At 69.0% G+C, this 26,081-nt stretch carries 31 protein-coding genes; 3 read left to right on the forward strand and 28 right to left on the reverse strand.

The features are described 5' to 3' along the window. Positions 1–2 precede the first annotated feature (2 nt). The 13 genes from CBQ26_RS00410 to CBQ26_RS21135 all read right to left on the reverse strand — a co-directional run bounded on the left by CBQ26_RS00410 (position 3) and on the right by CBQ26_RS21135 (position 6,596). Positions 3–848: a hypothetical protein gene (locus tag CBQ26_RS00410; protein WP_143341879.1), complete on the reverse strand. Its 846-nt coding sequence runs from the start codon at positions 846–848 to the stop codon at positions 3–5. Positions 849–940: 92 nt separating this feature from the next. Beyond that, positions 941–1,321, reverse strand: coding sequence for a hypothetical protein (locus CBQ26_RS00415; protein WP_088246648.1), 381 nt, complete (start codon positions 1,319–1,321; stop codon positions 941–943). After that, positions 1,318–1,893, reverse strand: a complete 576-nt coding sequence (locus CBQ26_RS00420) for a hypothetical protein (protein WP_088246649.1) — start codon at positions 1,891–1,893, stop codon at positions 1,318–1,320. The genes CBQ26_RS00415 and CBQ26_RS00420 overlap by 4 nt, the downstream gene beginning before the upstream one ends. After that, a complete protein-coding gene (locus CBQ26_RS00425; RefSeq protein ID WP_088246650.1) occupies positions 1,890–2,213 on the reverse strand; it encodes a hypothetical protein in 324 nt (107 codons plus the stop codon). The genes CBQ26_RS00420 and CBQ26_RS00425 overlap by 4 nt, the downstream gene beginning before the upstream one ends. Continuing rightward, complete coding sequence (locus CBQ26_RS00430) at positions 2,210–2,587, reverse strand: hypothetical protein (protein WP_088246651.1); 378 nt, start codon at positions 2,585–2,587, stop codon at positions 2,210–2,212. Before CBQ26_RS00430 ends, CBQ26_RS00425 begins: the two co-directional genes overlap by 4 nt. Positions 2,588–2,639: 52 nt before the next feature. Then, positions 2,640–2,810 (reverse strand): hypothetical protein, encoded by a 171-nt coding sequence (locus CBQ26_RS21650; protein WP_172417851.1) that lies wholly within the window; start codon positions 2,808–2,810, stop codon positions 2,640–2,642. A gap of 50 nt (positions 2,811–2,860) precedes the next feature. After that, positions 2,861–3,211, reverse strand: coding sequence for a hypothetical protein (locus tag CBQ26_RS00435; protein WP_088246652.1), 351 nt, complete (start codon positions 3,209–3,211; stop codon positions 2,861–2,863). A 61-nt stretch (positions 3,212–3,272) separates the two neighbouring features. After that, the gene (locus CBQ26_RS00440; RefSeq protein WP_088246653.1) at positions 3,273–4,061 is read right to left on the reverse strand and encodes a hypothetical protein; all 789 of its coding nucleotides are present in this window, start codon (positions 4,059–4,061) and stop codon (positions 3,273–3,275) included. A gap of 71 nt (positions 4,062–4,132) precedes the next feature. Continuing rightward, positions 4,133–4,927, reverse strand: a complete 795-nt coding sequence (locus CBQ26_RS00445) for a hypothetical protein (protein ID WP_088246654.1) — start codon at positions 4,925–4,927, stop codon at positions 4,133–4,135. Further along, complete coding sequence (locus CBQ26_RS00450; RefSeq protein ID WP_088246655.1) at positions 4,927–5,286, reverse strand: hypothetical protein; 360 nt, start codon at positions 5,284–5,286, stop codon at positions 4,927–4,929. The genes CBQ26_RS00445 and CBQ26_RS00450 overlap by 1 nt, the downstream gene beginning before the upstream one ends. Positions 5,287–5,383: 97 nt before the next feature. Further along, complete coding sequence (locus tag CBQ26_RS21655; protein ID WP_172417852.1) at positions 5,384–5,548, reverse strand: hypothetical protein; 165 nt, start codon at positions 5,546–5,548, stop codon at positions 5,384–5,386. 131 nt (positions 5,549–5,679) lie between these two features. Then, the gene (locus CBQ26_RS00455; protein WP_088246656.1) at positions 5,680–5,895 is read right to left on the reverse strand and encodes a hypothetical protein; all 216 of its coding nucleotides are present in this window, start codon (positions 5,893–5,895) and stop codon (positions 5,680–5,682) included. A gap of 284 nt (positions 5,896–6,179) precedes the next feature. Then, positions 6,180–6,596 carry a hypothetical protein gene (locus tag CBQ26_RS21135; RefSeq protein ID WP_143341880.1) on the reverse strand — a complete coding sequence of 139 codons (417 nt, stop codon included), beginning with the start codon at positions 6,594–6,596 and terminating at the stop codon, positions 6,180–6,182. Positions 6,597–6,926: 330 nt separating this feature from the next. On the opposite strand from CBQ26_RS21135, the gene CBQ26_RS00465 reads away from it, so the two are divergent. Beyond that, positions 6,927–7,550, forward strand: coding sequence for a hypothetical protein (locus CBQ26_RS00465; RefSeq protein WP_143341881.1), 624 nt, complete (start codon positions 6,927–6,929; stop codon positions 7,548–7,550). On the opposite strand, the gene CBQ26_RS00470 is transcribed toward CBQ26_RS00465, so the two are convergent. Beyond that, positions 7,512–8,270 (reverse strand): hypothetical protein, encoded by a 759-nt coding sequence (locus CBQ26_RS00470; RefSeq protein WP_088246659.1) that lies wholly within the window; start codon positions 8,268–8,270, stop codon positions 7,512–7,514. The two genes, CBQ26_RS00465 and CBQ26_RS00470, sit on opposite strands and share 39 nt — an antisense overlap. Before the next feature lie 107 nt (positions 8,271–8,377). Here CBQ26_RS00470 and CBQ26_RS00475 point away from each other — a divergent pair, with 107 nt between their 5' ends. After that, the gene (locus CBQ26_RS00475) at positions 8,378–9,463 is read left to right on the forward strand and encodes a tyrosine-type recombinase/integrase (RefSeq protein ID WP_088246660.1); all 1,086 of its coding nucleotides are present in this window, start codon (positions 8,378–8,380) and stop codon (positions 9,461–9,463) included. A 184-nt stretch (positions 9,464–9,647) separates the two neighbouring features. On the opposite strand, the gene CBQ26_RS00480 is transcribed toward CBQ26_RS00475, so the two are convergent. The 8 genes from CBQ26_RS00480 to CBQ26_RS21660 all read right to left on the reverse strand — a co-directional run bounded on the left by CBQ26_RS00480 (position 9,648) and on the right by CBQ26_RS21660 (position 13,473). Beyond that, the gene (locus tag CBQ26_RS00480; RefSeq protein WP_088246661.1) at positions 9,648–9,956 is read right to left on the reverse strand and encodes a ubiquitination-like system serine protease family protein; all 309 of its coding nucleotides are present in this window, start codon (positions 9,954–9,956) and stop codon (positions 9,648–9,650) included. A 106-nt stretch (positions 9,957–10,062) separates the two neighbouring features. Continuing rightward, complete coding sequence (locus CBQ26_RS00485) at positions 10,063–10,437, reverse strand: hypothetical protein (RefSeq protein WP_088246662.1); 375 nt, start codon at positions 10,435–10,437, stop codon at positions 10,063–10,065. Then, a complete protein-coding gene (locus CBQ26_RS00490; RefSeq protein WP_088246663.1) occupies positions 10,434–11,240 on the reverse strand; it encodes a glycoside hydrolase family 19 protein in 807 nt (268 codons plus the stop codon). Before CBQ26_RS00490 ends, CBQ26_RS00485 begins: the two co-directional genes overlap by 4 nt. Continuing rightward, positions 11,237–11,590: a hypothetical protein gene (locus CBQ26_RS00495; RefSeq protein WP_088246664.1), complete on the reverse strand. Its 354-nt coding sequence runs from the start codon at positions 11,588–11,590 to the stop codon at positions 11,237–11,239. The genes CBQ26_RS00490 and CBQ26_RS00495 overlap by 4 nt, the downstream gene beginning before the upstream one ends. Continuing rightward, positions 11,587–12,060 (reverse strand): hypothetical protein, encoded by a 474-nt coding sequence (locus CBQ26_RS00500; protein ID WP_088246665.1) that lies wholly within the window; start codon positions 12,058–12,060, stop codon positions 11,587–11,589. The genes CBQ26_RS00495 and CBQ26_RS00500 overlap by 4 nt, the downstream gene beginning before the upstream one ends. Continuing rightward, positions 12,053–12,367 (reverse strand): hypothetical protein, encoded by a 315-nt coding sequence (locus CBQ26_RS00505; RefSeq protein WP_143341883.1) that lies wholly within the window; start codon positions 12,365–12,367, stop codon positions 12,053–12,055. Before CBQ26_RS00505 ends, CBQ26_RS00500 begins: the two co-directional genes overlap by 8 nt. After that, positions 12,360–12,731, reverse strand: a complete 372-nt coding sequence (locus CBQ26_RS00510) for a hypothetical protein (RefSeq protein WP_088246667.1) — start codon at positions 12,729–12,731, stop codon at positions 12,360–12,362. The genes CBQ26_RS00505 and CBQ26_RS00510 overlap by 8 nt, the downstream gene beginning before the upstream one ends. 235 nt (positions 12,732–12,966) lie before the next feature. Then, entirely contained in the window at positions 12,967–13,473 is a 507-nt protein-coding gene (locus CBQ26_RS21660; protein WP_172417853.1) for a hypothetical protein, read from the reverse strand. 220 nt (positions 13,474–13,693) lie between these two features. Between CBQ26_RS21660 and CBQ26_RS00520 the strand changes: the two genes are divergently transcribed. Next, positions 13,694–13,894, forward strand: a complete 201-nt coding sequence (locus tag CBQ26_RS00520) for a helix-turn-helix domain-containing protein (RefSeq protein ID WP_088246668.1) — start codon at positions 13,694–13,696, stop codon at positions 13,892–13,894. Positions 13,895–13,969: 75 nt separating this feature from the next. Here CBQ26_RS00520 and CBQ26_RS00525 read toward each other — a convergent pair whose 3' ends face one another. From CBQ26_RS00525 to CBQ26_RS00550, 6 genes are all read right to left on the reverse strand, one after another. Further along, the gene (locus tag CBQ26_RS00525; protein WP_143341884.1) at positions 13,970–14,881 is read right to left on the reverse strand and encodes an SGNH/GDSL hydrolase family protein; all 912 of its coding nucleotides are present in this window, start codon (positions 14,879–14,881) and stop codon (positions 13,970–13,972) included. 65 nt (positions 14,882–14,946) lie between these two features. Beyond that, on the reverse strand, positions 14,947–15,792 hold the full coding sequence (locus CBQ26_RS00530; RefSeq protein ID WP_088246670.1) for a hypothetical protein: 846 nt from the start codon (positions 15,790–15,792) through the stop codon (positions 14,947–14,949). 3 nt (positions 15,793–15,795) lie between these two features. Beyond that, positions 15,796–17,643, reverse strand: coding sequence for an SGNH/GDSL hydrolase family protein (locus CBQ26_RS00535; protein ID WP_143341885.1), 1,848 nt, complete (start codon positions 17,641–17,643; stop codon positions 15,796–15,798). Positions 17,644–17,651: 8 nt separating this feature from the next. Next, positions 17,652–18,083, reverse strand: coding sequence for a hypothetical protein (locus CBQ26_RS00540; protein ID WP_088246672.1), 432 nt, complete (start codon positions 18,081–18,083; stop codon positions 17,652–17,654). Then, entirely contained in the window at positions 18,080–19,687 is a 1,608-nt protein-coding gene (locus CBQ26_RS00545) for a hypothetical protein (protein WP_088246673.1), read from the reverse strand. The genes CBQ26_RS00540 and CBQ26_RS00545 overlap by 4 nt, the downstream gene beginning before the upstream one ends. Beyond that, positions 19,684–26,037, reverse strand: coding sequence for a phage tail tape measure protein (locus tag CBQ26_RS00550; RefSeq protein ID WP_088246674.1), 6,354 nt, complete (start codon positions 26,035–26,037; stop codon positions 19,684–19,686). Before CBQ26_RS00550 ends, CBQ26_RS00545 begins: the two co-directional genes overlap by 4 nt. Between the last annotated feature and the right edge of the window lie 44 nt (positions 26,038–26,081).

The following is a 26,081-nucleotide window of genomic DNA, read 5'->3' on the forward strand; positions in this document are numbered from 1 at the left end:
TTCTAGTCTGCCAGGAGGTCATCGGGGACGCTCACCTCCCTGGGTTTCTTCGCGCGGGGCTTGCGCTTGGGCTGGAGGGGTTCCGGCACGTCCAGCACCAGCAGCTGGCGGCGCTCCGCCTCGGCGGCGGCCAGCAGCAGCGCGTCCGCCTCGGGCGTCGCCGCGAACGCGAACCGCTCCGCGAAATCCCGGACGTCCGCGTACCGGGCAGCGCTGATCACGGTGCCCTGCAGGGCCGTGTCCCAGTGGGCGCCGCGCAGGTGTTTGGTGGCCTCCCACACCTCGTCCCCGCCCTTCTCCCAGCGCAGCAGTACGTCCCCGGACTTCAGCGGCAGGATCCAGCGTTTCGTGGCGGGAATCCAGCGGCCCGTCACGATCAGGTCCGCGATGGTCGCGCTGCTGACCGACACGATGAACCCGGCGCGCAGCAGGTCCGCGCCGAGTTCCGCCACGCGGTGCTGCGCGGGGCCTTCCAGGACGTTCAGGGTGCGGGTCCAGCAGAACTCCCGCTCGTTCCACTCGAACCCGGCGGCGCGGACCACGGCGCGGAACGCTTCGTTCTTCTCGCGCAGGCGGGCGCGCAGGCCCCGGCCGTCCTGGGTGGGCCACACGCTGGCCACCTCGACGGTGACGGGGGAGGCGGGCCGCAGCACCGTGGCGCCCTCCGACACGGCCGCGTCATCGGACGTGACCGGCAGCAGCGCGTACCGGGGGCGGGCCCAGCCGATCAGGCGACCCAGTTCGTCCGGGCCGATCGCATCGATGAATGCCGCGAGGTCGGCGCTGACGATCATCTGCACGCGCTTCCTGACCCCTTCTTTTCTCGGTCGCCCTCTCTTCTTCATCATTTGTGCCACTATATTACGCCACTTGAGCATTTTATGCCACCAAAATAAGAGGAAAACAGGCGGACCCCGCCCGGAGGTCCGCCCACACGCATTTATTCCCGGTTCAGTTCTTCCAGCAGCTCGGCGGCCTTCGCGCCGGCCTGTTCGAGTGCCTGCACCATCACGCTGTTCACGCCTGCCCGGCCACCCGTGGCCCGTCCGAGCACCAGGCCCCGGTACGTTACCGTGACGCTCACCTGTCCGCGTGACACGCTGCCCCGACCGTCCTGCCGGACGATCCGCAGCGGGCTCGCGTCGCCGGTCGGCATCTCGCCGTCGTACGCCTCATCCGCGAGTTCACTGGCCGCGCCCACGACGTCCTCCAGTTGTAGCGCCGCTTCCACCAGCTGCTCGCCGGGTGTGCCGCCGCTGGCCAGGGTGGCCACGCGCCCACCCAGGGCCAGCTCAATCCGGCCATCCAGGATGCGGATCACCCGTCCACCGCCGGTCCAGGCAGCTCGATCTGCCAGCGCACCTGGCCCGCCCCGCTGATCTCCACGCCGCCGATCAGCCAGCAGGGCGCCCCGTTGCCCTGATCGCCGAGCGGCCGCACGCGGTAGTCGGCGGGCGCGTCACTCAGGTCGGCGTCCAGGTGCGCGGGCAGCCGGGCGTACAGCGGGCCGGCGTGCTGAAACCGGGCGCCCTCGCTGGGGCCGTTCCCGGTCTGGAGGAGGCCCTGCAGGGAGGTCAGGAGCGTGACGGCCTCCTCCAGATCCCCGAGCGGCCGGGCGGGGCGCTGGGCGGGCCGGGCGTAGGCGACGAGTGTCAGGCCGCGCGGCGTGGGGCGCAGGATCTCCACGGTGTCCCGCTGCCGGCGGGGGTCGTGCGGGTCGAACGCGGCGACCTGCTCGGGCGTCAGGACGGCGAGGGCCTGAACGTTCACGGGGCTGAACGGCTCGGTGCCGCTGAGTTCGGGCAGGTGGACGTACAGGTGGCCGGTCCCGGCGAGGGGCAGGGCGCGCAGCTGGAGGTTCGTGCCGAGGGGCGTGACGGTGGGCTGGTTCATGGGGTCACCTCGCCCGCAGTGTCCGGAATCGACGCGTCTTTGAGTGACGCCTGTCCGGGGCGCAGGCTGGCGCACACGGCGCGGCCCAGGCCCAGTTCCTCGAACGCCACGCTGGTCAGGGTGATCGTGTCCGGGCTCCACGCGGTCGCTTCCATGCGGCGCATCACGTCGGCCGGGGTGACACCGTCCGGGACGCCGGTCACGTCGAGCACCTGCGGGACGTTCCGGGCGCGGTTCATGGGGCGGGGCTGCCAGTTGCCGATCACGCACGGACGCCACTGGAAGGTCATCGGGCCGCGCTGCATGCGGACCGTGCTCACGCGCGGCTCCCGGCGCGGCGGGTGAGATCGCGGGCGGCAGCCGTCAGGCCGTCGAGGTCGGGGGTGCGCACGTAGGCGCCAGTCTCCCGCCCGCGGTTGGGGTACCACCCGACGTACTCTGCGGGGCGGTCCAGGACGTCCTGCTCGGCCAGCAGGGACTCGCCACGCATCAGGCGCAGGCGGTAGCCGATGGGGGTGTCGTAGCGGTCCAGCAGGGCGGCGAACCGCAGCACTGGCTCGGTCAGGCCGGGCCGGGAGTTGCCGTGAATGACGGCAACGGCAGCGCCGGCCGTCAGGGCGCGGTAGGCGAGGGTGGGGGCGAGACGGACGAACTGACCGGTGGGCTGCTGGGCGGGGCGGGTGGTCTGGGGCATGGCGGGTCTCCTGTGGGGGCGGGTGGGGGCCGGGCGGCCCCCTGGGCGGGGTTCAGGAAGCGCGGGCGGTGGGGGCGTCGAGGCGGGCGCGGTGGAAGGCTTCGGCGCGGTCGAGTTCGGCGAGGAGCTTCTGGTAGTCGGCGTGAGCCTGGGCGCGGGCGGCGGCGATGGCGGTCAGGGCGGCGTGGGACTCGGCGGGCGTGGGGTTCAGGGGGGAGTTCATGTCGGACCTCGTGGGGGGTGGGTGGGGGCCGGTGTGGCCCCCGGTCGTGGTTACTGGTGGGTGAGTTTCAGCAGGGCCCATTCCTGGACGGTGAGGCCGTGGTCGGCGGCTTCCTGCTGGAGGCGGGTCCAGGCGTCGTGGGGGACGTGCAGGCTGAGCTGGTGGGGTTCCTGGCCGTGGGTGTGGACGCGGTTGCCGTTCTTGGCGCTGAGGCGGGCGCTGGTGAGGGCCTTCTGGGCGGCTTTGATCGGGTCGGCGTGCAGTCCGGCGGGGCGGTGGCGGTGGGTGTCGAGGATGCTGGTGCGGCCGTGGGCGTCTTGGGTGGCCTCGTACCGGTTGGGGAAGAGGGCGTTGGCCTGGTCGAGCAGGTCCTGTGCTTCCGGGGGGAGCGTTGCCTTCATGCCACTAGGATATATATCCTAGTGGAGCAAGTCAAGAGGGGGCACACGGCCCCCCAACCGATCAGAGCGTGTCGCCCTCGTCCTCGTCTGCCTGCGCGCTGTCCCAGCCGGTGTAGAACTCCGACAGGAAGGCGCGGCGCTCCGGCGTGACCGGCAGGCGCACACCGATCGCCCCGGCGCCGCCCGTGGCCACGTTGTTCGCACCCCAGAAGTCGCCGTCCATGCCGTTGTTCCGCAGGTGCCACACGACCTGGGCGCCCGGCTCGACGTGCAGCTCCTCGCCGCCACCGTAGATGGTGAAGCCCGCACCGATCTTCAGGCGACGGCCCTCGATCAGGCGGTGGTGCCCGCCCGGAATCTCGCCGTCCGCCTGGGCTGCCTGGAACAGCTGGCGCAGGCCCTCGTCGTGGCGCCGCCGGCGCTCCAGGGCATGGAGGCTGGCTTCACGGCGGGCGATGAGGGGTGCGGCCTCCTCGGGCGTGGCGCGGCGGGCCAGGGCCGAGTACAGGTAGCCGTTGTCGTCACCCACGCCGAAGCTCAGGCCGTCCTGGCGGATGTAGCGGCGGCTGGCGCGGGTGATGACCAGCGCGTGGCCGGGATCGCGGGTCTGGGTTTCGGCGTTCCAGGGTTCGTGCCAGACGACCTCACCGATCCTCCAGCCGTCGCAGTCGTACCCGCTGCCGCCGGAGAGGCGGATGTCGCCGCCGGGGTTGGGGACGTCGGCGCGGTAGTAGCCGAATTCGTCGCGGGCGATGCGGGTGCCGGCAGGGTAGGGCTGGCCGGTGCGGGTGCAGACGCCCTTGTACTGGGCCGTGATGACTTCACCGGGAACGGGCTGGGATCGGGTCATGGGGTGGGCCTCCTAACCAGTAGGATATATATCATTATGGAGATATTCAAGCGGTTCTTCCCGCCTGCCGCTCATGCCTTCGGTTTCTCCGGGAACTGCCGGCGGTCCACCATGCCCAGGTCCTCGTCGTACCCCAGCAGGCGCACTGGCACGTCCGGCCCGAATCCTGGATCGACGTACCACGCCTCCCCGTCCCGCTCCTCGAGGTGGGCTTCGCCCCGCCCGATCGCCTCGGCCACCACCTCGCGGATGCGCTCGTCAGCGATCAGGTCATGCAGCCCCAGGGTGTCCGCGATATCCGCCTGCGCTTCCCGCATGGACTCCGTGACGGGCACCGTGATGCCGGCCTGCTCGGTGATCCATGCGCGGCGCACCAGGGCCTGCGCCGTGAACCGCTGCTGGTACGCGGCGACGTCCGCGTCGTACGTGGCGCGGCGGAACGGCCGGGCTGCCTGACCTTCCAGGAGTTCGTGCAGCTGCGCCGTGAACTGCGGCGTGACGGTCGCGCTCCGAATGCCGCGCAGGATGCCGGTTTTCGCGTCCACCAGCAGCCACTGGATCAGGGTGTGCCCGATCACGGGCAGGCCCCGTTCGTCGGCCGGCATCAGCCGCGCGTCGTACGGTGCGTCACTCCAGTCCATCACGCCCGGCATCCTGGCCAGCAGGATCACGACGCTGCCGTGACTGGCCAGCCCCACCTCGAAGGGACGGGTGGTATCCCGGAACGCGGCAGCTTCCGCGTCCGTGACGCCGCCCAGCGCGACCATGACTTCCATCCGCTGGGCGCTCAGGCCGAACACGTGCAGGCCTTCAGGCCAGACCGAGACGTTCGGGTGGTAGCGCTGCCCGACTTCCAGCAGCGGCATCAGCGGGCCGCCAGGGCGCGGCGCAGGGCAGCGTTGAAGTGCGCGGTGCGCGTACCGGGCAGCGCGCCCAGCGCCGTCCACTGGGCGTCTTCGATGTACACGCCGACCTGGGTGGGCGGGGCCGTCTCGCCGGTCCGGTACCGGCCGCTCCCATCACGCGGGCGGGCGAGGTCGGGTTCCGGGTCGAGGAGGTACGCGGCGAGCGCGTCGCGGACGAACGGGCTCTTCGGGCTGGGTACCTCGTTCCAGAGGTCCGGGTCGGCGTAGGGGTTGCGGCTGCGGCCGTTCTTCAGGATGTTGGGTCGCCCGCCGACTTTCGGGGCGGGGGCCGGGCTGGGGGTGGTGTCGCCGTCCGTCATGCGCCGAGCATAACAAAATATATATCCTAGTGGCGTGAGGGCTCAGGCCGTGAACAGCTCCGCCGGCAGTGGCCCCCACGCCTGCAGCTCGCCCTACTCAGCAACCCGCGCAGGGATCGACCAGCGCCACCGGCGCGCAGCCGTAACAGGGCGGACCGGCTGTCACCGTGCCCCACGCCAGCGCGGCCAGCAGGAGCAGCGCCATGCCCCAATACCGGACTGCCAAGGGCCAAACCTGCAACTGTTCCACGCTGTGAGTCATACCCGCAGGCTACTCGCGTTTCTCGTCCGGCGCTGCTGGAAGTCGCTCCAGGGTCAGCCGGAAGCGCAGGGCGACCTCTGACGCGCAGAGGCCGCGCCCCATGTCCACCTCGTGTCAGCAGGCCCATCTGTTCAGGACTGAGCCAGCCACTTCTGCAGGTCACTCCACCCGCCGGTCCCGTACGCTTCCACGGTCTCCCCGTGCAGCTGCCGCCACTGCCACGTCCCGCCCTCACGGGTCATGGTGGCCAGGGCGCCGGTCGAACGGAGCGCGTGGTACAGCGTGCGCTCCTGAGTGGTCTGCGGGTCGGCAGGAAGCGGACGGCCGGGCTGGAAGGTCATGGTCATGCCGGCCAGGATAGGCCCAGGCGCATCCGGCCTGTCTGGCCTTCCTGCCGACAGCACGCGGATGCCCGTCGCTGTCGCCCAGGCAGGTTCATGCGCCATCCGCGCGATTGATAGACCAGGCCGCGCACGATCACTTTGAAATTCCGGACCGATCTGCCCGACCAACATCCCGCATCCCGCCCAGACGGAAGAGGGCATCCAGGCAGCATCAGAGCCTGCGACAGCGCAAGTGAACGGTCCCTGCCGAATCATGCAGACCAGCAGAGACCGCCAGAACCGCAAAGTTAGTCCGTTCGGGAATCGTTGCCAGGAACGGGCGGCACGACCTGCGACCCCTGCGCCTGAACGCGCGGCCCGCCCTGCTGCTCGGCGCGCTTCCGCAGGTACACGGCGATCCACTCAACTTCCCCGGCCACCTTCGACAGGTTGGCTTCCAGTCGGTCCAGGCGTTGCGTGATGTCCCGAACGCTCTTGGACGGAACCGGATCGGTGTACTGGCCAAGGGCGCGACTGATCGCTTCCCGCCAATTTTTCGCCGAGTGGTTTTCCATGAACCGCGCCGCTTTTCTCAGATGCTCAACCGTCTCGGCGCTGAGCACACGCTCGTCTGGCTTGCCTGACGCGGCGAAGTACTCTCTGCATTTTTTAGACATTACGCTGGCGTCGAGTCCCAATTCTCGCGCAAGTTCCGACTTCAACATGCCTGACGATAGTCGAACAGACGTCATTCTGCTGTGAACTTTCACGCGTATGTCTAACGAGTGGGTTGGTGTCTGATTCCAGGCTGGACGTAGCTTGACAGACCGTCCAACTTGCAAAGCGATGAGTTTTTCGCCATACAAAAAACTCATCACACCCATTCCGAGCCGCGCCGCCCCCAACCGGATTGCCCTCGCCCTGCACGAGCGGCGCGGGTTCTTCACAGCATTTTCGGATGCCGGAGGCCATGATGCGGCATGGACAGCGCCCAGCAGTTCCACCCAGCAGCGCAGCGGGCCCAGACGCGGACGCTCTTTCGGCATCACCGGGTGGTGACGACCGTGCAGCTGGAGCGGCTGGAGTTGATGCGCGCGGCGGACACGCTGCGGCTGCCGCGCGTCGACCTGGATGTCCGGACGCAATCGGATCAGGCCAGCAGCCTGACCGGCGTCACGTTCGTCGCGGCTGACGAGCGCTGGTTGAGGCAACCGCCCCGCGAGTTGCTACATCACTCACTGCTGGCCGAAACGCACGTCCGGCTGATTGGAGAGAGTGCGCTCCCAGTCCCCCATCCGAGTTTCGAGTACCTGGACCTGCGGGGGCGCTCGGGCGTCTGGCCGGACGCGCAGTTCCGGTTACCGGCAGGGGGCGGCCACGACTGGTCGGTGGAGGTTGACACCGGGTACTCACCCAAGCGCAGGGACCAGAAACTAATCGCTGCGGCTCAGGACGGGTACGGCACGCTGGTCTGGGCGACCAGCGTGCACGGCCGCGTGGAGAAAGTCGCGCGGCGCATCCGTGAACTGCACCGCGCACGAGAACTCCGGCAGGTGCAGCAGGCGATCGTGCTGTACGTGAATGTGCACACCGCCGACCGGGATCCGTACGCGCCGCGCCGCCGCCTCAACAAGTCGAGCCTAATCCACATTGACCTGGCCGGGTCGGCGGACGAGTGACGGCAGGGGCAACGTGAACACCGTGATCACTGGGTGGAAGGGGGCGTCGGGGCAGTTCCCGCGCTGGCGCCGATCCCGAGCATCCTCGTTGACCCGTCGCACGTAGGCGCGCAGGGCAGCGGTCTCCTCAGGCACGACAAGCAGGAGCGGGGAGTGCCAGTAGCCGGCGATGTGCGTGCCGTGCAACTTGAGCAACCCGCGCGCCTCGGTCACCTTGATGCCGCCGCCTGAGCAACGGGCGTACAGGCGCGGCTCCCCCAGCATTTCCAAACGGGTTCCGTCCTCCCGAGTACGCCGGTTGCCGGTGTACCGGTTCTGCAGGGGCCAGTACTCCTCCTCGGGCACACGCATGTAGGCGCTGGTGATGTGACCGGTCAGGCCCTGGTCGCGATATGCCTTGTAGTTCCACTCGACCCACTCGTACCCGAGTTTCTGTAGAAGCTGCACGGCGTCCATCATGTACGCCCGGTCCGCCAGGGAGGCCGGTCCGCGCAGCCGGTACTGGATCCCTGCACGCTGGAGTTCGGAGTCCGTCAGGGTCAGGACCGGGCCGTACGTGGTCCGCACCTCACGGATCGCACCACGTGTGAGCAGGCCTCCCCAGTTGACTCGGGGGCCGTAGGTCGCCGTGATGCGGCGGCTCGTCAGGGCCACGCAGTCCCGCAGAGCGCCGAGTACTGCCTGCTCGTTCTGCTCTTTCCGGGTGCCCTCCTCCGACATGCCGCACAGTAGAGCGGCCGTCAACTCGGCGGCTGCGAAAAACCCCTCCTCCAAACCCGTGAGGCCCGGCCTGCCGGCCGGGTGGAGAGCGGCGGAGGAAATCCGCTGTGAAAAAGAAGGACAAGAAGAACCGCAATCTGAAGAACAAGGACAAGCCCACCTCACCGCCCGCCGAGTTCGTGGCGCCCGCCCCGCACGTGTGGGTGGAAGTGGACATCGAATGGGACTCCCTGGACAAGGCGGCCCGCCGGCGCCTGGTCCTGCAGGCCCTGGAGGACGGGGACATCGACGTGCTGTGGAGTGCGACGCATCACAACCTGCTGCTGTACGGACGCGGTGGCAGTCACACCAGCCAGCACACCGTGCGCGGGTACCGGACCGGCGTGGCTGCCTTCCTGGCGTTCGCGTTGCCGCTCGGATGGCAGAGGATGACGGACCACGACACGGACCTGACGATCGGGTACCTGCGGGCGCTGGAGCGCACCGGCCTGACCCCCGGCACCATCAACGCCCGCCGGTCAGCCGCCCGCGCCCTGTACCGGGCACTCCGCTGGGCGGGCGTGCTGTTGGCGGATCCGTTTGCGGACACGCCGCGCGTGGCGGACCGCGAGGACCGCTGGGCGAAACGCGAGGCCTACTCACGGGAGGACATCGCGGCGCTGCTGGCGGTGGCCACGCCGGAGGAGCAGCGCATGATCCTGCTGGGCAGCCACGCGGCGCTGCGGATGTCGGAGATGACCAGCCTCACGTGGGACGCCGTGGACCTCGCGAAGAAGGTCATGGTCGTGACCGGCAAGGGAAGGAAAACGGCGCGGGTGCACCTCAGCGGCCCCCTTCACGCGGCGCTGTCCGCCGTGCCGGCAGGGGAGCGGGAGGGGCACGTGCTGCCGTGGCAGGACCCGAAGACGATCCGGGTGTTGTTGCGGGCCCTGTGCAGTCTGGCCGGCGTGCAGTACGCCCGGAGGCAGGTGCACGGGCTGCGGCATGCGGCGGCGACCATGCTGCTGGCTCAGACGGGTGACATCTACGTGGTGTCCCGTCACCTGCGGCACTCGTCGATCAGCAGTACTGAGATCTATGCCAAACTCAGCAGCACCAAGCTCAGCGATGCCCTGGACGCCTGGGACGCCCCCGAGCCTCCGGAAGACGACGCGCCCGCGACGCCGGACGAAGACGACGAGGCGGCCGACTGAGGAGGCCTGAAACGACGAAAGGCCCCACCCGCCCCGGCCGAAGCTGGGAGCGGGTGGGGCCTCGATTGTTGGATGTCGGATGTTGGAAGCACAAACCCCACGCGTGCTGGAGCGGGCGCAGCCACGCGGGATTGATGCGGGATTGATGACGACGGAAGGCGAACGCCACAAAGGCGCAATACGGTCAGGTGCCCGGCCAGTCCGGAAGCGGCACGGTCTGACCGGCCAGGGCGTGCGTGCAGTCGGACAGGAACACGATGTGCCCCGCCGGCGCGCCACCCATCCCAACGAACGAATGGCAGACCCGCCGCCCATCCGGGTACTCGGCCTGCACCAGGACCGAGGGGCTGAACACCGGCGCATCCAGGTCCCCGTTGAAGGTCCAGGCACCCGGCCCGCGCGTCGTGACCGCATGCGGCCCCTGGCAGCCCGGGCACCAGAACGTCAGGCCCTCACGCTCCCCGGCCCGATCCCCCCAGCGGCGCAGTTTCACGCTGCCCCTGCCGCGACCTGGGCGGGCACGTCGAACAGCGGGCGGTCCACATCACACCCGGCCGCCTGGGCGATCAGCAGCAGCGCCGTGAGCAACTGGCGGAGGCTCACGCGCCGCGCTCGATGGTCACGGTCGGCGCGGCGTCCGTGGGAGCATCAGCGCCGGACTTCCGGGTGGCTTTGACCTGCACGTTCACGTCCCGCTCGTAATCACCCGTCGCCTTCAGGTACGCCAGCGCAGCAGCCACGACCGCGTTCCCGACGCCGCGCAGATCCAGGGTGTACGCGCCGGTCGCGAAGCCCAGCGCGACGACCACCAGGACGGTCAGGATCTTGGCGACCATGCGCGTACTGGGGCCGGTCGTCTTCAGCCAGCGTTTAGCGACGGCGGTCAGCGGGCCGACCAGGCGCGGCGCGAGGTACGCGATCACGGCCGTCACGAGTTCCGGCGGAATGCCCGCCTGCGTCAGTTGTGCGTTCAAATCCTGATCCATACGTCACCGTCCTCTTCGGTCGCGTTGATGACGACCGTCTTCGCGTTCTTGATTTCCACGCGGGCGCCACTGATGTCCTCCCATGGCTGCCCACCCTGGCTCAGCAGCACGCGCCGCTGCCCAGGCGCGGGATCCGGGGCAGGGGCAGGGGCAGGGGCTGCCGGGGCGGGCGTGTCCGGCAGGGCCGCCAGGGCCCGGCGGTAGTAGACGCGGACCTCCTTGATGCCCAACATGGCCGGGCCGTTCACCATGCGCCGCGTCTCGTTGATGTCCCCTGCGTCCGCCGGGCCGTTGCATCCACGTTTCACCCAGTAGTTCGCCGCAGTTCGGGCGCTCACCAGGGCGTCGTTGATGCGCTCCGGCTGGCGCGAGAGATCCACTCCGGCCGGACTGTACGACTCGAACAGCGCCCGGCCCGTCAGTTGGATGTACCCGGCGCCCCTGAATGCCCAGCCGTCGCCGCTGGCCTCGTTGCCGTTGCCCAGGCGGTTCGCGTACACGCGGTTCGCGCAGGCCACCTCGTTCCGGACGTACGGCCGCGCAGCTGCCGCGCTGCCCCGGAAGGCCGTGCGAAAAATCGCGGCCAGTCGGGCCGGATCTGTGTAATACACGCTCTCCCGGACGTTCCGGAAGCCGCACTCGTGCGCGATATTGGCCAGCCACGCTGCGAGGCGCAGGCGGGTCGTGATGCCGTACTCCTGCGCCGCGGCGCTCAGGACGCGGGCGGCCAGTTCCGCATCAGCGGGCGCTGTCCCGGGCCGGATGGTTTGGAGCTGTCTTGCAGTGATCATTTCAACCTCCCGGCGGGCACCCAGGCCCGCCCGTTCCAGTACTCGACGGACCAGCTGCGGCCCACCCATTCGTTGCGGACGCCGCCGCTCGGGATCTCCCACGCGCCTCGCAGCGGGTAGATCGGCTGGTACGGCCCCTCGGCGTTCAGGACGCTGCGTTTGCGCGCGCGGACCACGCCCCGGGCCGGGCAGTCCACGGCGGGGCGGATGGCGAGCCGTTCGACGATGCCGAGGGTCGCGGTGCGCTCGACGGTCGCCGCGCAGTACGTCGCTGGCGTCGGGAGCCGCTGGGCGATCAGGCCGCCGCTGACGGCGAGGGCCACTCCGGCCAGGACGGTCCGGCCGATCACGCGGTCCGCTGCTGCACCCTGGACTGCACGCGGATCACCTCCTGCAGGAGGCTGCAACCCCGGCCGATGCCGAGGCACAGGGCCGCCAGTCCGGCGTAGATGACCAGCAGGTACAGCGTCAGGTGCCCCAGGGGACTCCCGGCCACCTGCCCCGCCAGGATCTGCCCGCCGAGACAGATGATCAGCAGCGCGACCCCCGCCACGGCGCTGATCACGGCTGGCCGCCAACGTTCCAGGCCGCCGTACTCCAGCAGCGCCAGGATGGTGAGGGGCGGGTGCGTGCGCCGGGCTTCCAGGACGACCGCCACGATCCGCTGGGCGAGCATGGCCAGCAGCGCGATGATCAGCACCCGGTAGATGCTCACCGCCAGGTACGACCACTCCGGATCGGCGATCAACGGCGTGTTCATGAGGGCGTCCAGGGCTCGGGTGGTGTCGACGAGTGCGGCGTGCCAGGGGCTGTCAGTCATGAGGGTCTCCTTTGCGCCAGCGGATGGCGAGGGCCAGCAGCAGCCACGTGACGGCGACCGCGCCGACCACCCGACCGAACGCGCTCGGATCGGCGGTCCGGGCGGGCAGTTGCAGTAACAGGGCGGCCGCGAGCGCCAGTGAGCCCCAGCGGATGCCGGGGGCGGGGTGGTGGCGCAGGCGGCGGGCCGTGATGACGCTCACGCCGGTCATGACGACCGTGACGCTCGCGAGAATGACGGGCGGCCCGATGATCCAGCGGTTCAGGTCCACTGCGGCGATGTACAGCGCGATCAGCAGGTCAAGCACGACCGTCACCTCCGGGCGGCGCGGACGGGTCCGGCGGGTCCAGCGGGGCCGGCGGGGGCGCGTCGGGGATGTACTTCTGCACGCCGTACCGCGCGGCGAGCAGGAGCCCGGTCGGGCCGTACGCGAAGCCGACGATGCACGCGCCGATGGCCTTGCTCATCACGTCCAGCGCGCCCTGCGACACCCAGTCCAGGCCCCGCTCGACGCCGGCGCCGACGACGAACGTGGCGACCATCTCCGCGAAGAGCTTGCCGGGCGGGACGCGGCGGGCGCGGGTAACAACCCCGGCCCAGTGAAGAAACGCGGCGCTGAGGCCGCAGCCGATGGTGGTGGCGGCCTGCAAACCGATCAGTTCAGCGGCCATCCAACACCTCCTACGTGCTGTCTACACAACATCTGGTCTCTCCTGGCAGCTTTTTTGCCGCGTGGAGCGCATGATTCGAGGCAGGACAGGGGGCGCGATCCCCTGTCCGCTGCTGTTGGTGCCCTGTCCGCTGCTCCTGACGGCCGTGAACCTCGCGCCGGTCAGGGGCAGCGCGAGGAATGAAGAACCCCCGCGCAGCGGCGGGGGTACCGGACTACTCAGGCGGTTCGTGTGTTCAGAGGCTGAAGGGGATGTCGTTCGGGTGGGGCGGGGCAGCGCATCTCGAAGGAGTCGGGTCTTTCCAGCCCAGGGCGCGCAGGCTCTCCCCGCAGGCCCGCAGGTACGCCTGGGCGTACCCTTCAGGCCAGCGTTCGAGCAACTGGTGCGTGTAAGCGTCATCACTTCGAGGATCCGCGAACACCCGGAGGTACCGGGCCTGCAGGCAGTGCCCGGCCTCGTGCGCTGCCATCCGCGCCAGTTCCGACCGGACCGCAGTTGGATCGATGTCCACCACGCAGCTCGTGCCGCCCGGCAGCGCATGCGCGTGCCCACTGGGAGCTCGGTAGCGTCCGTCTGCGTCATACACCGGCCCGCCAAGGGCGCCCGGTTCCGTCCAGCGCCAGGTGATGGCGACCCCGTGCACTTCGGTGGTCCACTGGGCGTTGTCGCGGGGCGGGGCGGTCACGCTGCAACCAGCGAGGCCCAGGGCGAGTGCGGCGGCGGACAGGATGCGCTTGATCATGGGTGGACCTCCAGAGGAAAGGCCCGCCGCAGGGCCTGCGGGCGGGACGGGAAGGCGACCCCAGCGTGAACTGTGGGCCGGACGGCTTGTCTTGATTCCACCATTTCGGTTGAATCTTTGTCAAGGCGTGCACGGGAGACACCCGGACGTCCAGGCTCCCGCGCCGCCATGACGTCCACCACTTCGGGAGAACACCAACTGGAGGGCTACCTTGAGAGGAATGACCGACGAGATTCGAGCCGAGATCAAGCGCCTGATGAAGGAGAAAGGCCTCTCCCAGCGCGCCCTTGCCGAGAAACTCGGCGTGAACGAGAAGAGCCTCAGCCGCACCCTGCTCGACCGGGGGAAGCCCGCCGGCATCTGGCCGGACATCCTCGACGAGCTGGGTGTCGAACTGACCCTGAAACGCAAGGGCAGTTGACGACCAGAGGGAGCCGCACGGCTCCCCCTTTCCTTCGTGTTCTGGGCCTGATACCGGGCCTGATTCTGTGTGGCGTCAGTAGTTCAGCCGTTTCAGGGCTCCCACCACAGTCTGTGCGGCCAGGAGCTGCCCGGCATCGTTCAGGTGGATGCCGTCGAACCGCAGTGCCTCCGGCACCGTATCGTCCGCTGCGGTTCCCACCAGCGCGGCGCGGACATCCACGAACCGCTCCCCGAATGCTGAGGCCAGAGCGACGTTCGTCCGCTGGATCGCCGCGTGCGCATTCGTACCACGCACCTCGCCGCGTCCGTTCAGCACGCTCAGCACGATGTACCTCGGCGTTTTCAGCGTGGCGACGATGGCCCGCACATCCTGCACGACCGTGTCCGTCTGCGCGTAATTGTTCCGGCCCGCCCAGATGATCGTCGTGTGCGTAGGACGCTCCCCCAGCGGTACGGCCAGCGGGTACACGCCTGGGTTGATTGCCGCGCCGGCGGCGGCCCGCTGGAACACGTACGGCTGCGCAGCGTTCAGGCTGCCGTCCGGGTTGTGGTTGCTGTGCACGAGCGTCCCAGTCACCCCGCCCACCGTGACCGTCAGGCGGCGGTCGTTGCCCGCCCCGTCGAGCAGGCGGACGGACGGGATAACCTCCACGCTGCCGCTCTGCGGGAGGCCGCCAGGGGCCGCGACCGTGACGGGCAGCGCGCCCACGCGGGCCGCAATGGCGGTGCTGGTCGTGCCGCCCTGAGCGTCCACCACGACCGTCCGTCCGGTGAGCGTCCGCACGTGCGTGTAGATCCGGGTGGCCTCGCTGGTTGCGCCCGCGCCGATGGTCAGGCTGTCCCCGATCATCCAGATCGGGCTGGGCGCGACGACGGGCACAGGGGCAGGAGTGGGTACGGGGGCGGAAACAGGTGCAGGCGCAGGGGTGACGCTGCCCGCGCAGGAGGCGAGCAGCAGGGTCAGGACGGGGAGAAGGCGGGCCATACAGGCACCGTAGGAGGGTTCTGGCGGCCGCGTTGCCTCACATGACGCAGCTGGACCTTCATTAACTACAGCCCGAACGCGGCGCGGTTGTTCGCCCAGTCGCTCGCCACAACAGTGGCAGGGGTGCGACCGCTCAGGATCAGGTCCTCCTGGAGGCTGCGGTAGTACCGGAGGTTCGTGGCGAACCCCGTGCCGTTCGCACCACCCGTGAACGCCCCAATGGCGTTGTTCCGGGTGCTGTTGAATAGCGCCGTCGTGCCCGTGATGGTCTGGGTCTTGATGCTCACGCCGTTGCGGTACAGGGTGACCACGGTGTCCGCTCCGCTGACCGCCGTGCTCATGGCGAGTTGCACGGGCATCCCCAGCACGAACGCAGTCGGGTCCACGACCTCCGTGATAGCCGTATCCGCACTGTTCCAGAGTTTCCAGCTGAACACCTGCGTCGTCTTGTTCGCCACGGCCAGCAGGAACTGACTGTTGCTGCCCGTGTTGCTGCTGCCCGCCCGCGCCCAGATGGCCGCGCCGCTGTTCGTCGGGAGACTCACCACGGTCAGCCAGATGATCTTCAGGTTCGGCCCTGTGAGCGCCGCCGGTTGCCCCTGATCGATGTACCCGACCGGGTTCGCCACCGTCTGTCCAGGCAGCACCAGGCCGCGCACGGGTGTGGTCGTTTCGGTCATGGTGGTCGGCGTGATGATCGTCGCCGTGGGCGCAGCGGTCTGACTGGCCCGCACGAGGTTATTCAGGGTGTTTTTGCTGGCACTCGGTGCGCCGGGCGTCCAGCACGCGGCGTTGCGGACGTCGTAGAGACTGACGACGCCCGGCACGATCAGGGCGTCACGTTCAGCGAACGGCAGGCTGGGATTGTTGATGGTCAGACCGTCAATCGTGATGACACTGCTCTGGGGCATGGGCTATACACCGTCCTGTGTGAATCGGGTTTTGATGACCTGCGCCTCGGCCTGCCGTCCAGCGGCGTTCGGGTGCAGCTGGTCACCGCGCAGACTGGCGGGGATCAGGTCGTCCGTGGTGTTGGCGGCCAGGGCGCTGCGCCAGTCGATCAGGCGGTAGCGGCTGCCCAGGTAGTCGTTCAGGGCGAGGATGTTGACGTACATGGTGTTCGGGGCGTCGGTCTTGTGCTCCTGGGCGTAATCGCCGTTCGGAATACTCAGGAGGTAGACCCGGCCCGCCACGCCCCGGAGTTGCAGCGTCACGGCGTCCACGTCGGCCCGGACCGTCGTCGGGTCGGTGTAGTTGTTCCGGCCCATGCTGATGAGCACGAGTTTGTCCCGGTAGGGGGTCAGGTCCGGCACCCACAGGTCACCATTGCTGTTCATGGTCGTGGCGCCGCCTGCCGCTACGCTGCGCGTGAACGTGTAGGCGACGGTGTAGATGCCCGCGCTGGGACTCGTGGTGGTGGCGCTCAGCGTGCCGTACACCCCGCCCAGCCACCCGGCGCGGCTGACCGGCGTGCCCAGGCCCGCGCGGGAGATCAACAGCGACGGCCCGCGCAGCAGGGTGATGGGCGCAGCGGTGACCGTGGCGGGCAGTGAGCCTCCATTCACGGTGAACCAGACGTTCGCCGCGCCCAGCCGCGCTGCGATCTCTGTACTGGTCTGCCCGCCGATGCCGTACCCGGCGCAGGTGCGGCCTGTGGCGGTGGCGATCTCTGCGGCCAGCGAGGACGTGCCGAGGCTGTCGCCGTCTACCACCACGTCCGCCAGGGGTACGTTCCGGACGCCGTTCACTCGCGCCCGCCCATCGCTGTCGAGCGTGTACCCACCGGGCAACAGCGTGTTCCCGACGTTTGGCGCAACCACTCCCCCTGGGGCGATCAGTGCGCCGTCCGTGCTGAGGGCCAGCAGCACCCGGCCTGTCTGATCCTGCACGAGAGGCGCGGCAATCTGAGCGCCATTCAGGTACAGCACATCCGGAGTGGCTGGGACGCGCAGGCCCGTCGTGCTGAGCGTGGTGATCGTCGCAGCGGCGAGGCTCAGCGCCTGCGAAAGCGTGAGGGTGATCCCGGCGAGATCATTGGCGTGCATCCCACCGGCCGCATCCCACCACACGAGAGGCCGCCCGGCGCTGTCGAGCCACGCCGCGATGACCTCAACGCCGCCGATGAACACGCCGGACGGGTACGTCACCCCACGAAACGGAGCGAGCCGCGCTTCCGTGGCAGCCGCCGTCGTGTCGTTCACATCCTGCCGGGCGTCATTCGCCTCCTGCTGCTGCGCGGTATCAGCGATGATATCGGCCACCGCCTGGCGCTCCGCCGACAGATCCAGAATGGCGTCGTTCACCCGTCCAGCGGCGGTGTTCGCCGCGGCCGCTGCCTGCTCTGCGTCGGCGGTCAGGGCCTGCAGACTGGCGGTCGTGGTGTACGCCTCCGGATCCTGATCGCGGGTCAGATCGAGCGTCCCATCTTCGCCAGCAGCGGGCCGGAAGCGCAGCTGCTCGCTCTGGCGGCGCCCTGCCTCGTCCGTCCAGGTCAGGTCGATGTACAGCCAGCCCTGCGGCTTCGCGGCGGCGAGCACGTCGCCGCGCGCCAGGGGCAGTTCCAGCGGTCCGTCTGTGTTCGAGTTCTTCCAGCCGCTGCTGGCGGTGTCCCACTCGAAGGGGATGCTGCCGATGCCCGCGCCGACGGGGCCGCCCAGGTAGGGGCCGTCGAAGGTCGCCTGTCCGCGCAGCGTGGCGAGGTTCGTGATCGTGGCCGGGACGCCCACCACGGGAGTGAGCGTCGGGGTGCTGGGTTGGGTCATGGATCTCCTCAGATGGGGTACAGGTCAGTGCTGTCGTCGTCGTCAACGAGGTGCCAGTAGGGGTCGCGCAGGGCGAGGGTGACGGTCAGGAGGCGCGTGGTGCCGCCCCGGTAGTCCTGCACGCGCGGCTCCCCGATCAGGCCCTGCGTGATCAGGTACCGCTCCGGGTGGCGCCGCCGGTCCCGGAAGCCCGTGGCGGCCCGCAGCAGACTCAGGACGCGTCCGCTCTCGCGGTCGCAGGCGCGGACCGTGACGGCGCTGATGTACACGCGCAACGTCAACCGGGTTTCCTTCGGGCTGCCCAGGCCGTCCACCCAGCTCAGCCCGTACGGCGTGCGGTCCTGCGTCAGGTCGCTCGACCAGGTCGGCTGGTCGTAATCCACCACCGCCGGCAGCCGCTCCCCCCACCCGGCGTTGTCGGTGCGGACTTCGAACGTCACATCGGACCTCGCGTGTTCACGGCCTGCGAGACCGCCTGCTGGTCCTGGCGGTCCACCACGACCTTCAGCACCTGAGCGTCATACGATTCGTCCGGCTGGCCGATCATGTACTCCGTTCGCATCGGCTCGCGGATCAGGTACCGGACCCCCACGACCTTCTCCGTGATGTCCGCGCGGCCGGGGCGCTGGACGGTCAGCGTGCCGGGTTGATCCTGGATGCCCGACACGCTGGCGATCCCCACGTGCTGGCTGGGCACCCTGTAGAGCTGTTCTGCGCTGGCGTCAAGCAACTCCCGGTCCAGGCGCTTGGCAATCAGCTCCGTCGCAGTCCCGGCAGTGTCGCCCGAGATGTTCCACAGGTCGAAACGCCGGTATCCGGCACTGACGACCAGTTCCTGCCAGTAGTTGGTGCGGATCACGGTGTCGCCGCCGCCCAGGAAGTCGTTCCCCAGGTAGGTGTCATCCAGGTCGTAGAAGTCCATCTGCAGCGTGCCGGGCGCGGAGATGACTCCCGCCCATTCCAGCCAGTCCGCGTCCATGGCGGTCGTGTACGTCAGGTGGCTGCCGTTCAGCGGTACGCCGCCAGTGGTGGCCGAGTCGCGCAGTTTAGTAATTTCGCTCTCGCTCAGCGGGGTGGCCGTCCCGCCTGGAGGCGTGAGCGTGTATGTCCCGCCGAGCACCTGCACGACACTGGGAGCGCTCCGTTGATCGATGTACCGCGTGACGCTGCTGCGGCCCAGTTCCGCGATGCGCGGGTGCTGGCTCTCGTACACGATCTCGCGGGGCGCGATGCGGGACGGGTCGCGGGGGTCGCCTGGCAGTCGCCAGATCCACCGGACGGCGGTCAGCAGCCCCTCGCTGACGACCTCCTTCAACTGGATGCGCACGCCGGTCATGGCGGCGTTCACCGTAACGACGTTTGATGGCGGTGGCCCGATCCACACGCGGTCGTCCGCGCGGACGGTCCAGCCCCATCCGCTTTTCAGGGCCAGGAGGCCGTCGAGTGCGGCCGCGACACTCTCCCCGTTGTGCTGCCGCTGCCCCAGCACCCCCGAGTCCGGCAGGCTGGTTGCGGTGTAGGTGAGGTGTGGCAGGTCGGCGCGCGCGTCGTCGATCACTCCGCGCATCTGCTCGCTGATCTCAGTGCCGAAGTTGATGTAGTTCACGCGCGTGACCGGGATCTCTTTGAGTCGGAGGTACTTGTCGCCCACCGCTTCCCACTGCCCGTTGAGTTCGTCGGGGCGCCGGGTCAGGGTGCCGCTGAACACGGTGCGCCAGTCTCCTGGGGTCGCCGTGTCGGCCACGTCGACCCAGACGCGAGCGCGGTCGCGGTCCGGGCCGGTGAGGCCCTGCCAGGTGACGTCCTTGCATCCTCCCCACTCGTCGAGCGTGATGGTGAGTCCCGCGCTGGCCACCTGCGCCTGCGTGGCGGTGATGGTGTCGAGGGGGGCGCTGGTGGCCGGGTGGCCGAATCGGAATCTCCACATGGTGACGGCCTCCTGGGTAGGTGTGACCTGCCAGTCGTGACCGGCGGGCGGGGTGGGGTGCGGCGCGCAGGCCGCCAGGATGACGGCCAGCAGCGCCAGCAGGAATCGTTGGATCATCGGAAGGCTCCTCGGTAGTTGCCGCTGCTGTCGATCAGGGGGATGCCGTCGCGCATCAGGCGTTCGAGCGCGTCGATGTGTCGGGTCAGGACCTCGCCGTGCCTGGTCAGGATCACCTCGTGCCGCATGTACATGGCGTCGATGCGGGTGACGGTGGCGTCGAACAGGTCGATCTTGCTGCTGTTCGCCACGATGAACGTCGCGCCGGTGACGGGGCTGCTGGCGGCATTGGCGGCGGTGCCGCCGTCCTCCGCTCCGGCGCCGTACCCCTCGAGTCCGCTGAGGGCGTCCTGGGCGGTTCCGGTCACGGCCTTGATTTCGGCGCGCAGGTCCGCCATCTCGCTGTCGCCGGATTCCCCTCGAGCCCGCGCTTCCGCGTAGGCCTTGCTGAGGGCCGCGACCTTGCTCTGCGCCAGGATGCCCTGGATCACGAGGCGGGCCGCGAACTGGTTCAGGCCCCGCTCGATCTTCTCGCTGACCTTGCTGAAGTCCCCCATGTCGAACCCTTCCAGGAGGCTGGATTCGAAGGTGTTCCCCAGCTCGCTGCCAAGCTGATCGAAGATCGTGGCGGCCTTGATCTTGAATTTCGCGGTCGCTTCGTCCAGCATCTTCGGCCCGCCGCCCGTGATCCCCCACCACGCCCGCTGGTACCACTTGCTGTTCGCCATCTGGTCCCGCGCGTTCGCGTCCGCCTGCAGGTCCTTGTAGTACGGGTTCTCCAGCCACCCGTTGTACTTGGCCTGCCCGGCCGCCTCGCGTTGCAGCTTGGCGACTTCGGCGAGGTCCTTCTTCCAGGCCTTCATGTCGGGGCTGAGATTCTCGAACGCGTCCCCGATGTTCATCAGCCATTCGACTGTGGTCATGGCCATCCCGACGAAGTCGCCGGCGAGGAACTGCCCGAACGCCTCGACGCCCAGCTGCGCGTTCTTCACGAGGTACCCGATGACGTTGCCGTCGTCCCCCTCGGTGAACTTCCCAAGGATGGCGCCGGCCTTGTTGATGTAGCCGTTCAGGGACTGGAGTTCCTGCTGCTGCAACTGCTCGCGACTGGCGACCCCGTCGGCGGCGGCCTGGGTGCGGGCGTTCTCCAGGCGTTGCTGCGCGGCCCTGTACGCGGGAGTGCCTTCGACGAGACCTTCGATCTCACGTTCGAAGGTCCGCTGCGCCCCTTCCACCGTGAGGCGTTCGCGTTCGTTGATGTACTGGCGTTCGCTGATCAGGCGCTGGGCGCGCCGCTGCTCCAGCCCCTGGGCCGCACCGTCGGCCACGGCGTCCTCCAGGTCACGGGTGCCCTTCACGGTGTCATCCACGAGGGAGAGCAGTCGTTTGGCCGTCTCGTCTCCCGCGTCGGCCAGCACCTGCAGCTCGGCGCGGACTGCTGCCAGACCAGCGCGGAACCCGTCCATGCCCATCTCTCCGGCCGCGAACCCGTCCATCAGGGCGGTGAGGGTCTCCACGGCCGGCGTGCGCGCTTCGTCCATCGCGGCGATTTCCTGCCCCGCCTGATGGAATTCACGCCACCCGGCCGTGATGGCCTGGATCTGGTCCGGTTCGAGTCCGCTGGCGGTCAGCAGGGCGTTCAGTTCGTCCCACGGGAGGGTCAGGACGTTCTGAATGGCGTTCTCCAGGTCGAAGTAACTTTCGGCGGCGTCCTCGGCGGGCACGCCGATGCCGCGGACTTCCGCGTCGGTGGGGAACGCCTCGGTGGTGGTGGCGTTCCCGTCGGCGTCGATGCCCTGGCGTTGGCTCATCGCGCCGCTGGCCAGCAGCCCGTCCGTGATGGCGTTCGCCTGGTCGTTCAGGTACTCGCGCATCAACTTCACTAGCGGCGTCTCGCCGGTTCCGCTGGGGTCAAGTTCGTCGAGGATGGCCTGCACTTCCGCGAGGTTCAGGGCGTCCATGCGGTCCCGCAGGGACTGCGCCTCGGCGTCCGTGAGGTTCCCGGTGGCCGGGTCGTCCGGATCCAGGGACGCCACGTCCGGCACGCCCCGCCCCTGCAGGTTGTCCGGCAGTTGCGGGCCGGTGTCGATGCTGTCGTAGATGGCGTCCCACGCCGCCTGGAGGCGTTCGGCCTCGTCGGCCGCTAGGCCGGACTGCTGGATCAGGTCGGCGAGTTCGGAGCGGCTGAACTGCCCGACCACGTCGATCGCGGCGCCCAGGTCGTAGTAGCTGTCGGCGGCGTCCTCTGCGGCGACGCCGATGCCGCGCACCTCCTCCTCGGTCTTGTACAGCAGCTCCCCGGTGTTGGGGTCGACGATCGCGCCCCCGTTGGTGAGCATCCCCATCCGGAACGTCGCCTCTTCGGCCGCGCCGACCAGCCCCCAGACGCTCTTACGGGCGCCCGTGATGTACTGGTCGGTGTCCAGCCCGGCGACTTTCGCGGCGCGGCCCAGCGCGTTGAATTCCTTCACGGCCTTCTGGCGAGCCTCGGCGTCGAACGTGCCCGCCTCGGCCTGCTGACGGATGCTGTCCGCCAGCTGCGAGTACTGGCCGCGCAGGTCCCGCACGGCCTGCGCCTCCTTCTCGCGGGCCTGGGTGGTGGTCTGGGTGCGGGCGCCGCCCGCTTCGAGGACAGCCTGATCGTAGGCGCGGTTCGCGGCGGCTTCCCGTCCGGGCCGCAGCTGGGCTTCCCCGTTGCGGGCGTCGGCCAGGGCCTTGTCGCGCGTGGCGGCCGCCACCCGGATCCGGGCGGCTTCCTCGTCGCGCGCCTGCCGCTCGATCAGGGCCAGGCGCTGGGCGCTCGTGCCCTTGAACACCGCGAGTTCCTGCTGGTTCAGTTCGCGGGTGCGGGCGAGCGCGTCGGCGGCCTGCTGAATGCTCATCTGCCGGAGTTCGTTGGCGATCCGGGCGCGCAGCGCGGCCTGTTCCTCCGCTCGGCGCTTGGCCTCCGCCGCAGCTCGCTCGGCGTCGCGATCAGCCTGTTCGGCGTCACGTTCGGCCTCTTGGGCTGCCTGCTTGCGGCTCTGGTACGCGGCGCCTTCCACCTGCAGCACGCCCGCCTTGGCCTTGCTCTCGCCCTGCCAGGCCTTCACGGCGTTGTCGGCCGCCAGGATGCGGGCCGCGTTGCCGCTGGCCTGCGCGGCCTCCTGGTCCTTGAGGAGTCGCAGGGCCTGCGCGCCGTGCCGGTTCAGGTCGGCCTGCGTGACGATGTAGTCCTCGGAGGTTTTTTTTAGGGTGCTCTGCGCGGCGTTGACGGCCGTGAGGGCACGGGCGTTGGTGTCGGACTTCTCGCCCCAGTCCTTGGCTTTCTCCTTCGCGCTGTCGAGGGCCTTGATCAGGGCGACGTTCTTGGGGTCGGCGTTGAGGGCCTTCTGGGCCTTGTCGATGGCGGCATTCAGGGCCTGGGCCTGGGCGATCTGAGCGGCAGTCAGGCCAGCGTACGCGGCAGCGGGCGGCGGGACCCCGGCCGGGGCTTTCTCGGTACCCAGCACCTGCGGGACGCTGACGAACCCGGCGACGGTGCCGAGGCTGCTCATCTTCTCGGTGCTGACGACGCCGCGACCGTTCTGCACGCCCCACTGGTTGTTGCCGCGCACCATGTCCACGCCGTTCTGTTTCCCGACGTAGATCCCGATGTGGTTGTCGTCGTAGATGACGACGTCGCCGGGTTTGAGTTTGCTCATGTCGCGGTTCAGGACGCCTGACGCGATGGCCTTGTTCTTGACGACGTCGGCGGACGCGCCGCCGAACAGCTTCTCGATTTCCTTGCTGGCGGCCGGGTCGGCCTTCTGCAAGGTGAGCTTCACCCAGCGGGCGCACCAGCCGGCCACGGTGTCCGCGACGTTGTTGCCGGTCTTACCGAGGAGGGCCTGTCCGACAATGTCGCTCCGCAAGCCCTCCAGGGTGCCGGTGGCGATGGGCGTTCCTGTCGCAGGCGCGAGGGGTCCGGTAGGATTCTTGATGCCAGCCTGGAAGCGTGCGTCGTTCTCAAGAGCGAGCTTGAGCCACTCCGCGTAGTTCCGCTCGATGTCCTTTCGCTGGGCGAGGGCGCCGCCGGGCGTGTTCGGCGTTTCGATCAGCCCGCCGCGCTGAAGGGACTGCTGCAGCGCGGACACGTTCATCTGCTGGCCTATAGCCATGCCGCCCGCGATGGGCATGCCGAGCAGGCTCAGGATGTTCCCGGTGGCGTTGTCTCCGGGGGTGAACAGGACACTGAGTTTCACGGTCCCGGTCTCTTTCATCTGCTGGAGCTTCTCGAACAGGGTTCCGAGATCCTTGAGCAGCGGGGTCATGGTGTTCGTCAGGAAGCTGGCCAGGGGGTCCGCGAAGGTCTTCACGAACTCGCCGCCGGCTTCTGCGAACGCGTTCTTCACGCGATTCATGGCGGGCGCGACGCCCTGCTGCATGGTTTCGCTGTACTCGATCAGGTACCCGTTGCTGTCCTGGACCTGCGCGCCGTACTTCTTCCAGTCGCCGGTCAGGTTGATCACGGCGGCCGCGGCGCGGTTGTCCATCAGACTGCTGACGGTGCGCAGGGCCTCGCCGTTTCCGGAGAGGGTGCCGGTGGTCTTGTCGACCACGATGCCCATGCCGCGCATCTTCACGCCGAGGTCGATCATGATGTCACCGGCCGGGCGGGCCTTCCCAGCGGCGTCATCAATGTCAATTCCGAGGCCTTTCAGAACACCCTGGCCCTTGAGTGTGATGTCGGCCAGGGCGGAGAGCGCGGCGCGCAGGCCGTTGGCGCCCACGTCGGCGGCGGACATGCCCTTGTTGTCGAGTTCGACCAGCATGCCGAGCAGGTCGTACATCTCGATTTTCGCCTGGTAACCGGTGCCGCCGACGATGCCCAGGCCGATGCTGAGGTCGTTGGCCGTGCCGGCGGCGAGGTTGCCGGACTTCGCGAGCATATCGCCCACGCGGGCGGCCTCGCCGATGTCCTTGCTGTACTGGCGGATGTTCTTCAACAGCAGGCCGCTGGCGTCGTTCAGGCCGATCTGTTCTGCGGCGGCAAGGCGGCTGCTGCTGGCCATCAGTGTCAGCGCGGAGTCCGCGTCGACGCCCGCTTTGATGGTGTCAGCGAGGCTGTTGACCAGGTCCCCGCGACTGAACGATTCTCCGACGAGGCCGAGCTTCTCCTGGAGGCTCTTGACGCTGTCCTCAATGGCTCCAAGGTCCTTGACGCCGTTGGCCTGGAGGATGTTGAGGCCCTGCTGGAGTTTCTTGATCTCGCCCATGCCGGTGGCGCCCAGGGCGACGAGCGCACCGCCCGCCATGAGACCGGCCGCGCCGACCCCGGCCATGGCGAGCGCAGCGGGTCCGGCGGTCGCCTGGATGGACCGGAACATGGCGACCATGGCGGCGCCCTGGGCGACGATCATCCCGAACTGCCCGCCCAGCGCACTGAAGCTGTTCACGACGCCGCCGCTGAGGCCAGCGTGGTTGATGTTGCCGTTGATGGTGTTCGCCTCGCGCGCCAGGCGCTGGAGTTCGCGGTTGACCTGCCCGAGCTGCTGCACGGTGAGCTCGCTACTGGAGCGGATGGCCTGGAGGCGCGCGATGATCGTGGCGGACGCGGCGCTGTACGTGGCCTGCGCGGCGTTGAACGCGGCGCTGTTGCGGTCGACGCCAGCGGTGGCCTGGTCGAACGCGGCGCGCATGGCTCCGGCGTCGGTCCGGATTCGCTGCAGGGTGTCGGTGTTGATGCTGCGCAGGCTGCGGGTGATGCGGGTGATCCCGGCGTCCGCCTGCGCGAACTCGCGCGTGCCGACGCCAGCGGCGGCCGCTGCGGCCTGAAGGCGGGTCTGCACGGCGGTCAGCTCACGGGCGTAGTCGGCCGCGTTGATCTGGCCTCGCGTCCAGAGGTTGTTCAGGCGCTCCAGTTCCGCGAGGTCGGCGCGGGTGGCCGGGTTGAGCCCTCCGCTGCCGCCCGCTCCGCCACCGCCGGGCGGAGTAGGACCAGGACCGGGGCGTGGGCCGGCGCCGAGCGCGCGCAGCTGGCTGATCAGGGATTGCAGGGCGAGGATGTTGGTGTGGATGTCGCTGTTCAGGGCGCTGAGGGCCGTGGTGTTCACGGTGACCACGTACTGGGTGTTCGTGCCGATGCTGCCCAGCAGGGCCCGCAGGGTGTTGACGTCGTTCTGCACCTGCGCCTGGTCCGCGACCTTGACCTTCAGGTTCACGGTGCGGCTGCTCAGGCGCCGGAGCTCCTGGTCAAGCGCGGCCGTGTCGAATCTCAGGCGGACGGTGGCGGTCTTGTCACGCAGGTTGCCCAGCACGTCGCCGTTCCGTTTGATCTGGTCCTGCACGCGCAGGAGGTCGGTCAGGCTCCGCTGGAATCGCTCCAGGCCGGCCACGCCGGTGCTGCGGGCGGCGAGGGTGTACGTGACGGTGCGGGTCGCTGCGGTCAAGTGGAGGCCACCTCCTCGGTGGTGCATGGAAAAGCCGCCCGTGG

This window comes from Deinococcus indicus, from assembly GCF_002198095.1.
Lineage (GTDB): Bacteria > Deinococcota > Deinococci > Deinococcales > Deinococcaceae > Deinococcus > Deinococcus caeni.

What these genes read in the sequence shown, in the direction of transcription:
- CBQ26_RS00530 (WP_088246670.1), bottom strand. Translation starts at nt 15,792, where the DNA reads ATGCCCCAGAGCAGTGTCATCACGATTGACGGTCTGACCATCAACAAT.
- CBQ26_RS00545 (WP_088246673.1), bottom strand. Translation starts at nt 19,687, where the DNA reads ATGATCCAACGATTCCTGCTGGCGCTGCTGGCCGTCATCCTGGCGGCC.
- CBQ26_RS00430 (WP_088246651.1), bottom strand. Translation starts at nt 2,587, where the DNA reads ATGCCCCAGACCACCCGCCCCGCCCAGCAGCCCACCGGTCAGTTCGTC.
- CBQ26_RS00525 (WP_143341884.1), bottom strand. Translation starts at nt 14,881, where the DNA reads ATGGCCCGCCTTCTCCCCGTCCTGACCCTGCTGCTCGCCTCCTGCGCG.
- CBQ26_RS00470 (WP_088246659.1), bottom strand. Translation starts at nt 8,270, where the DNA reads ATGTCGGAGGAGGGCACCCGGAAAGAGCAGAACGAGCAGGCAGTACTC.
- CBQ26_RS00510 (WP_088246667.1), bottom strand. Translation starts at nt 12,731, where the DNA reads ATGGCCGCTGAACTGATCGGTTTGCAGGCCGCCACCACCATCGGCTGC.
- CBQ26_RS00420 (WP_088246649.1), bottom strand. Translation starts at nt 1,893, where the DNA reads ATGAACCAGCCCACCGTCACGCCCCTCGGCACGAACCTCCAGCTGCGC.
- CBQ26_RS00450 (WP_088246655.1), bottom strand. Translation starts at nt 5,286, where the DNA reads ATGACGGACGGCGACACCACCCCCAGCCCGGCCCCCGCCCCGAAAGTC.
- CBQ26_RS00435 (WP_088246652.1), bottom strand. Translation starts at nt 3,211, where the DNA reads ATGAAGGCAACGCTCCCCCCGGAAGCACAGGACCTGCTCGACCAGGCC.
- CBQ26_RS00445 (WP_088246654.1), bottom strand. Translation starts at nt 4,927, where the DNA reads ATGCCGCTGCTGGAAGTCGGGCAGCGCTACCACCCGAACGTCTCGGTC.
- CBQ26_RS00410 (WP_143341879.1), bottom strand. Translation starts at nt 848, where the DNA reads ATGATGAAGAAGAGAGGGCGACCGAGAAAAGAAGGGGTCAGGAAGCGC.
- CBQ26_RS00455 (WP_088246656.1), bottom strand. Translation starts at nt 5,895, where the DNA reads ATGACCATGACCTTCCAGCCCGGCCGTCCGCTTCCTGCCGACCCGCAG.
- CBQ26_RS21660 (WP_172417853.1), bottom strand. Translation starts at nt 13,473, where the DNA reads ATGATCAAGCGCATCCTGTCCGCCGCCGCACTCGCCCTGGGCCTCGCT.
- CBQ26_RS21655 (WP_172417852.1), bottom strand. Translation starts at nt 5,548, where the DNA reads ATGACTCACAGCGTGGAACAGTTGCAGGTTTGGCCCTTGGCAGTCCGG.
- CBQ26_RS00490 (WP_088246663.1), bottom strand. Translation starts at nt 11,240, where the DNA reads ATGATCACTGCAAGACAGCTCCAAACCATCCGGCCCGGGACAGCGCCC.
- CBQ26_RS21650 (WP_172417851.1), bottom strand. Translation starts at nt 2,810, where the DNA reads ATGAACTCCCCCCTGAACCCCACGCCCGCCGAGTCCCACGCCGCCCTG.
- CBQ26_RS21135 (WP_143341880.1), bottom strand. Translation starts at nt 6,596, where the DNA reads ATGTTGAAGTCGGAACTTGCGCGAGAATTGGGACTCGACGCCAGCGTA.
- CBQ26_RS00500 (WP_088246665.1), bottom strand. Translation starts at nt 12,060, where the DNA reads ATGACTGACAGCCCCTGGCACGCCGCACTCGTCGACACCACCCGAGCC.
- CBQ26_RS00535 (WP_143341885.1), bottom strand. Translation starts at nt 17,643, where the DNA reads ATGACCCAACCCAGCACCCCGACGCTCACTCCCGTGGTGGGCGTCCCG.
- CBQ26_RS00520 (WP_088246668.1), top strand. Translation starts at nt 13,694, where the DNA reads ATGACCGACGAGATTCGAGCCGAGATCAAGCGCCTGATGAAGGAGAAA.
- CBQ26_RS00440 (WP_088246653.1), bottom strand. Translation starts at nt 4,061, where the DNA reads ATGACCCGATCCCAGCCCGTTCCCGGTGAAGTCATCACGGCCCAGTAC.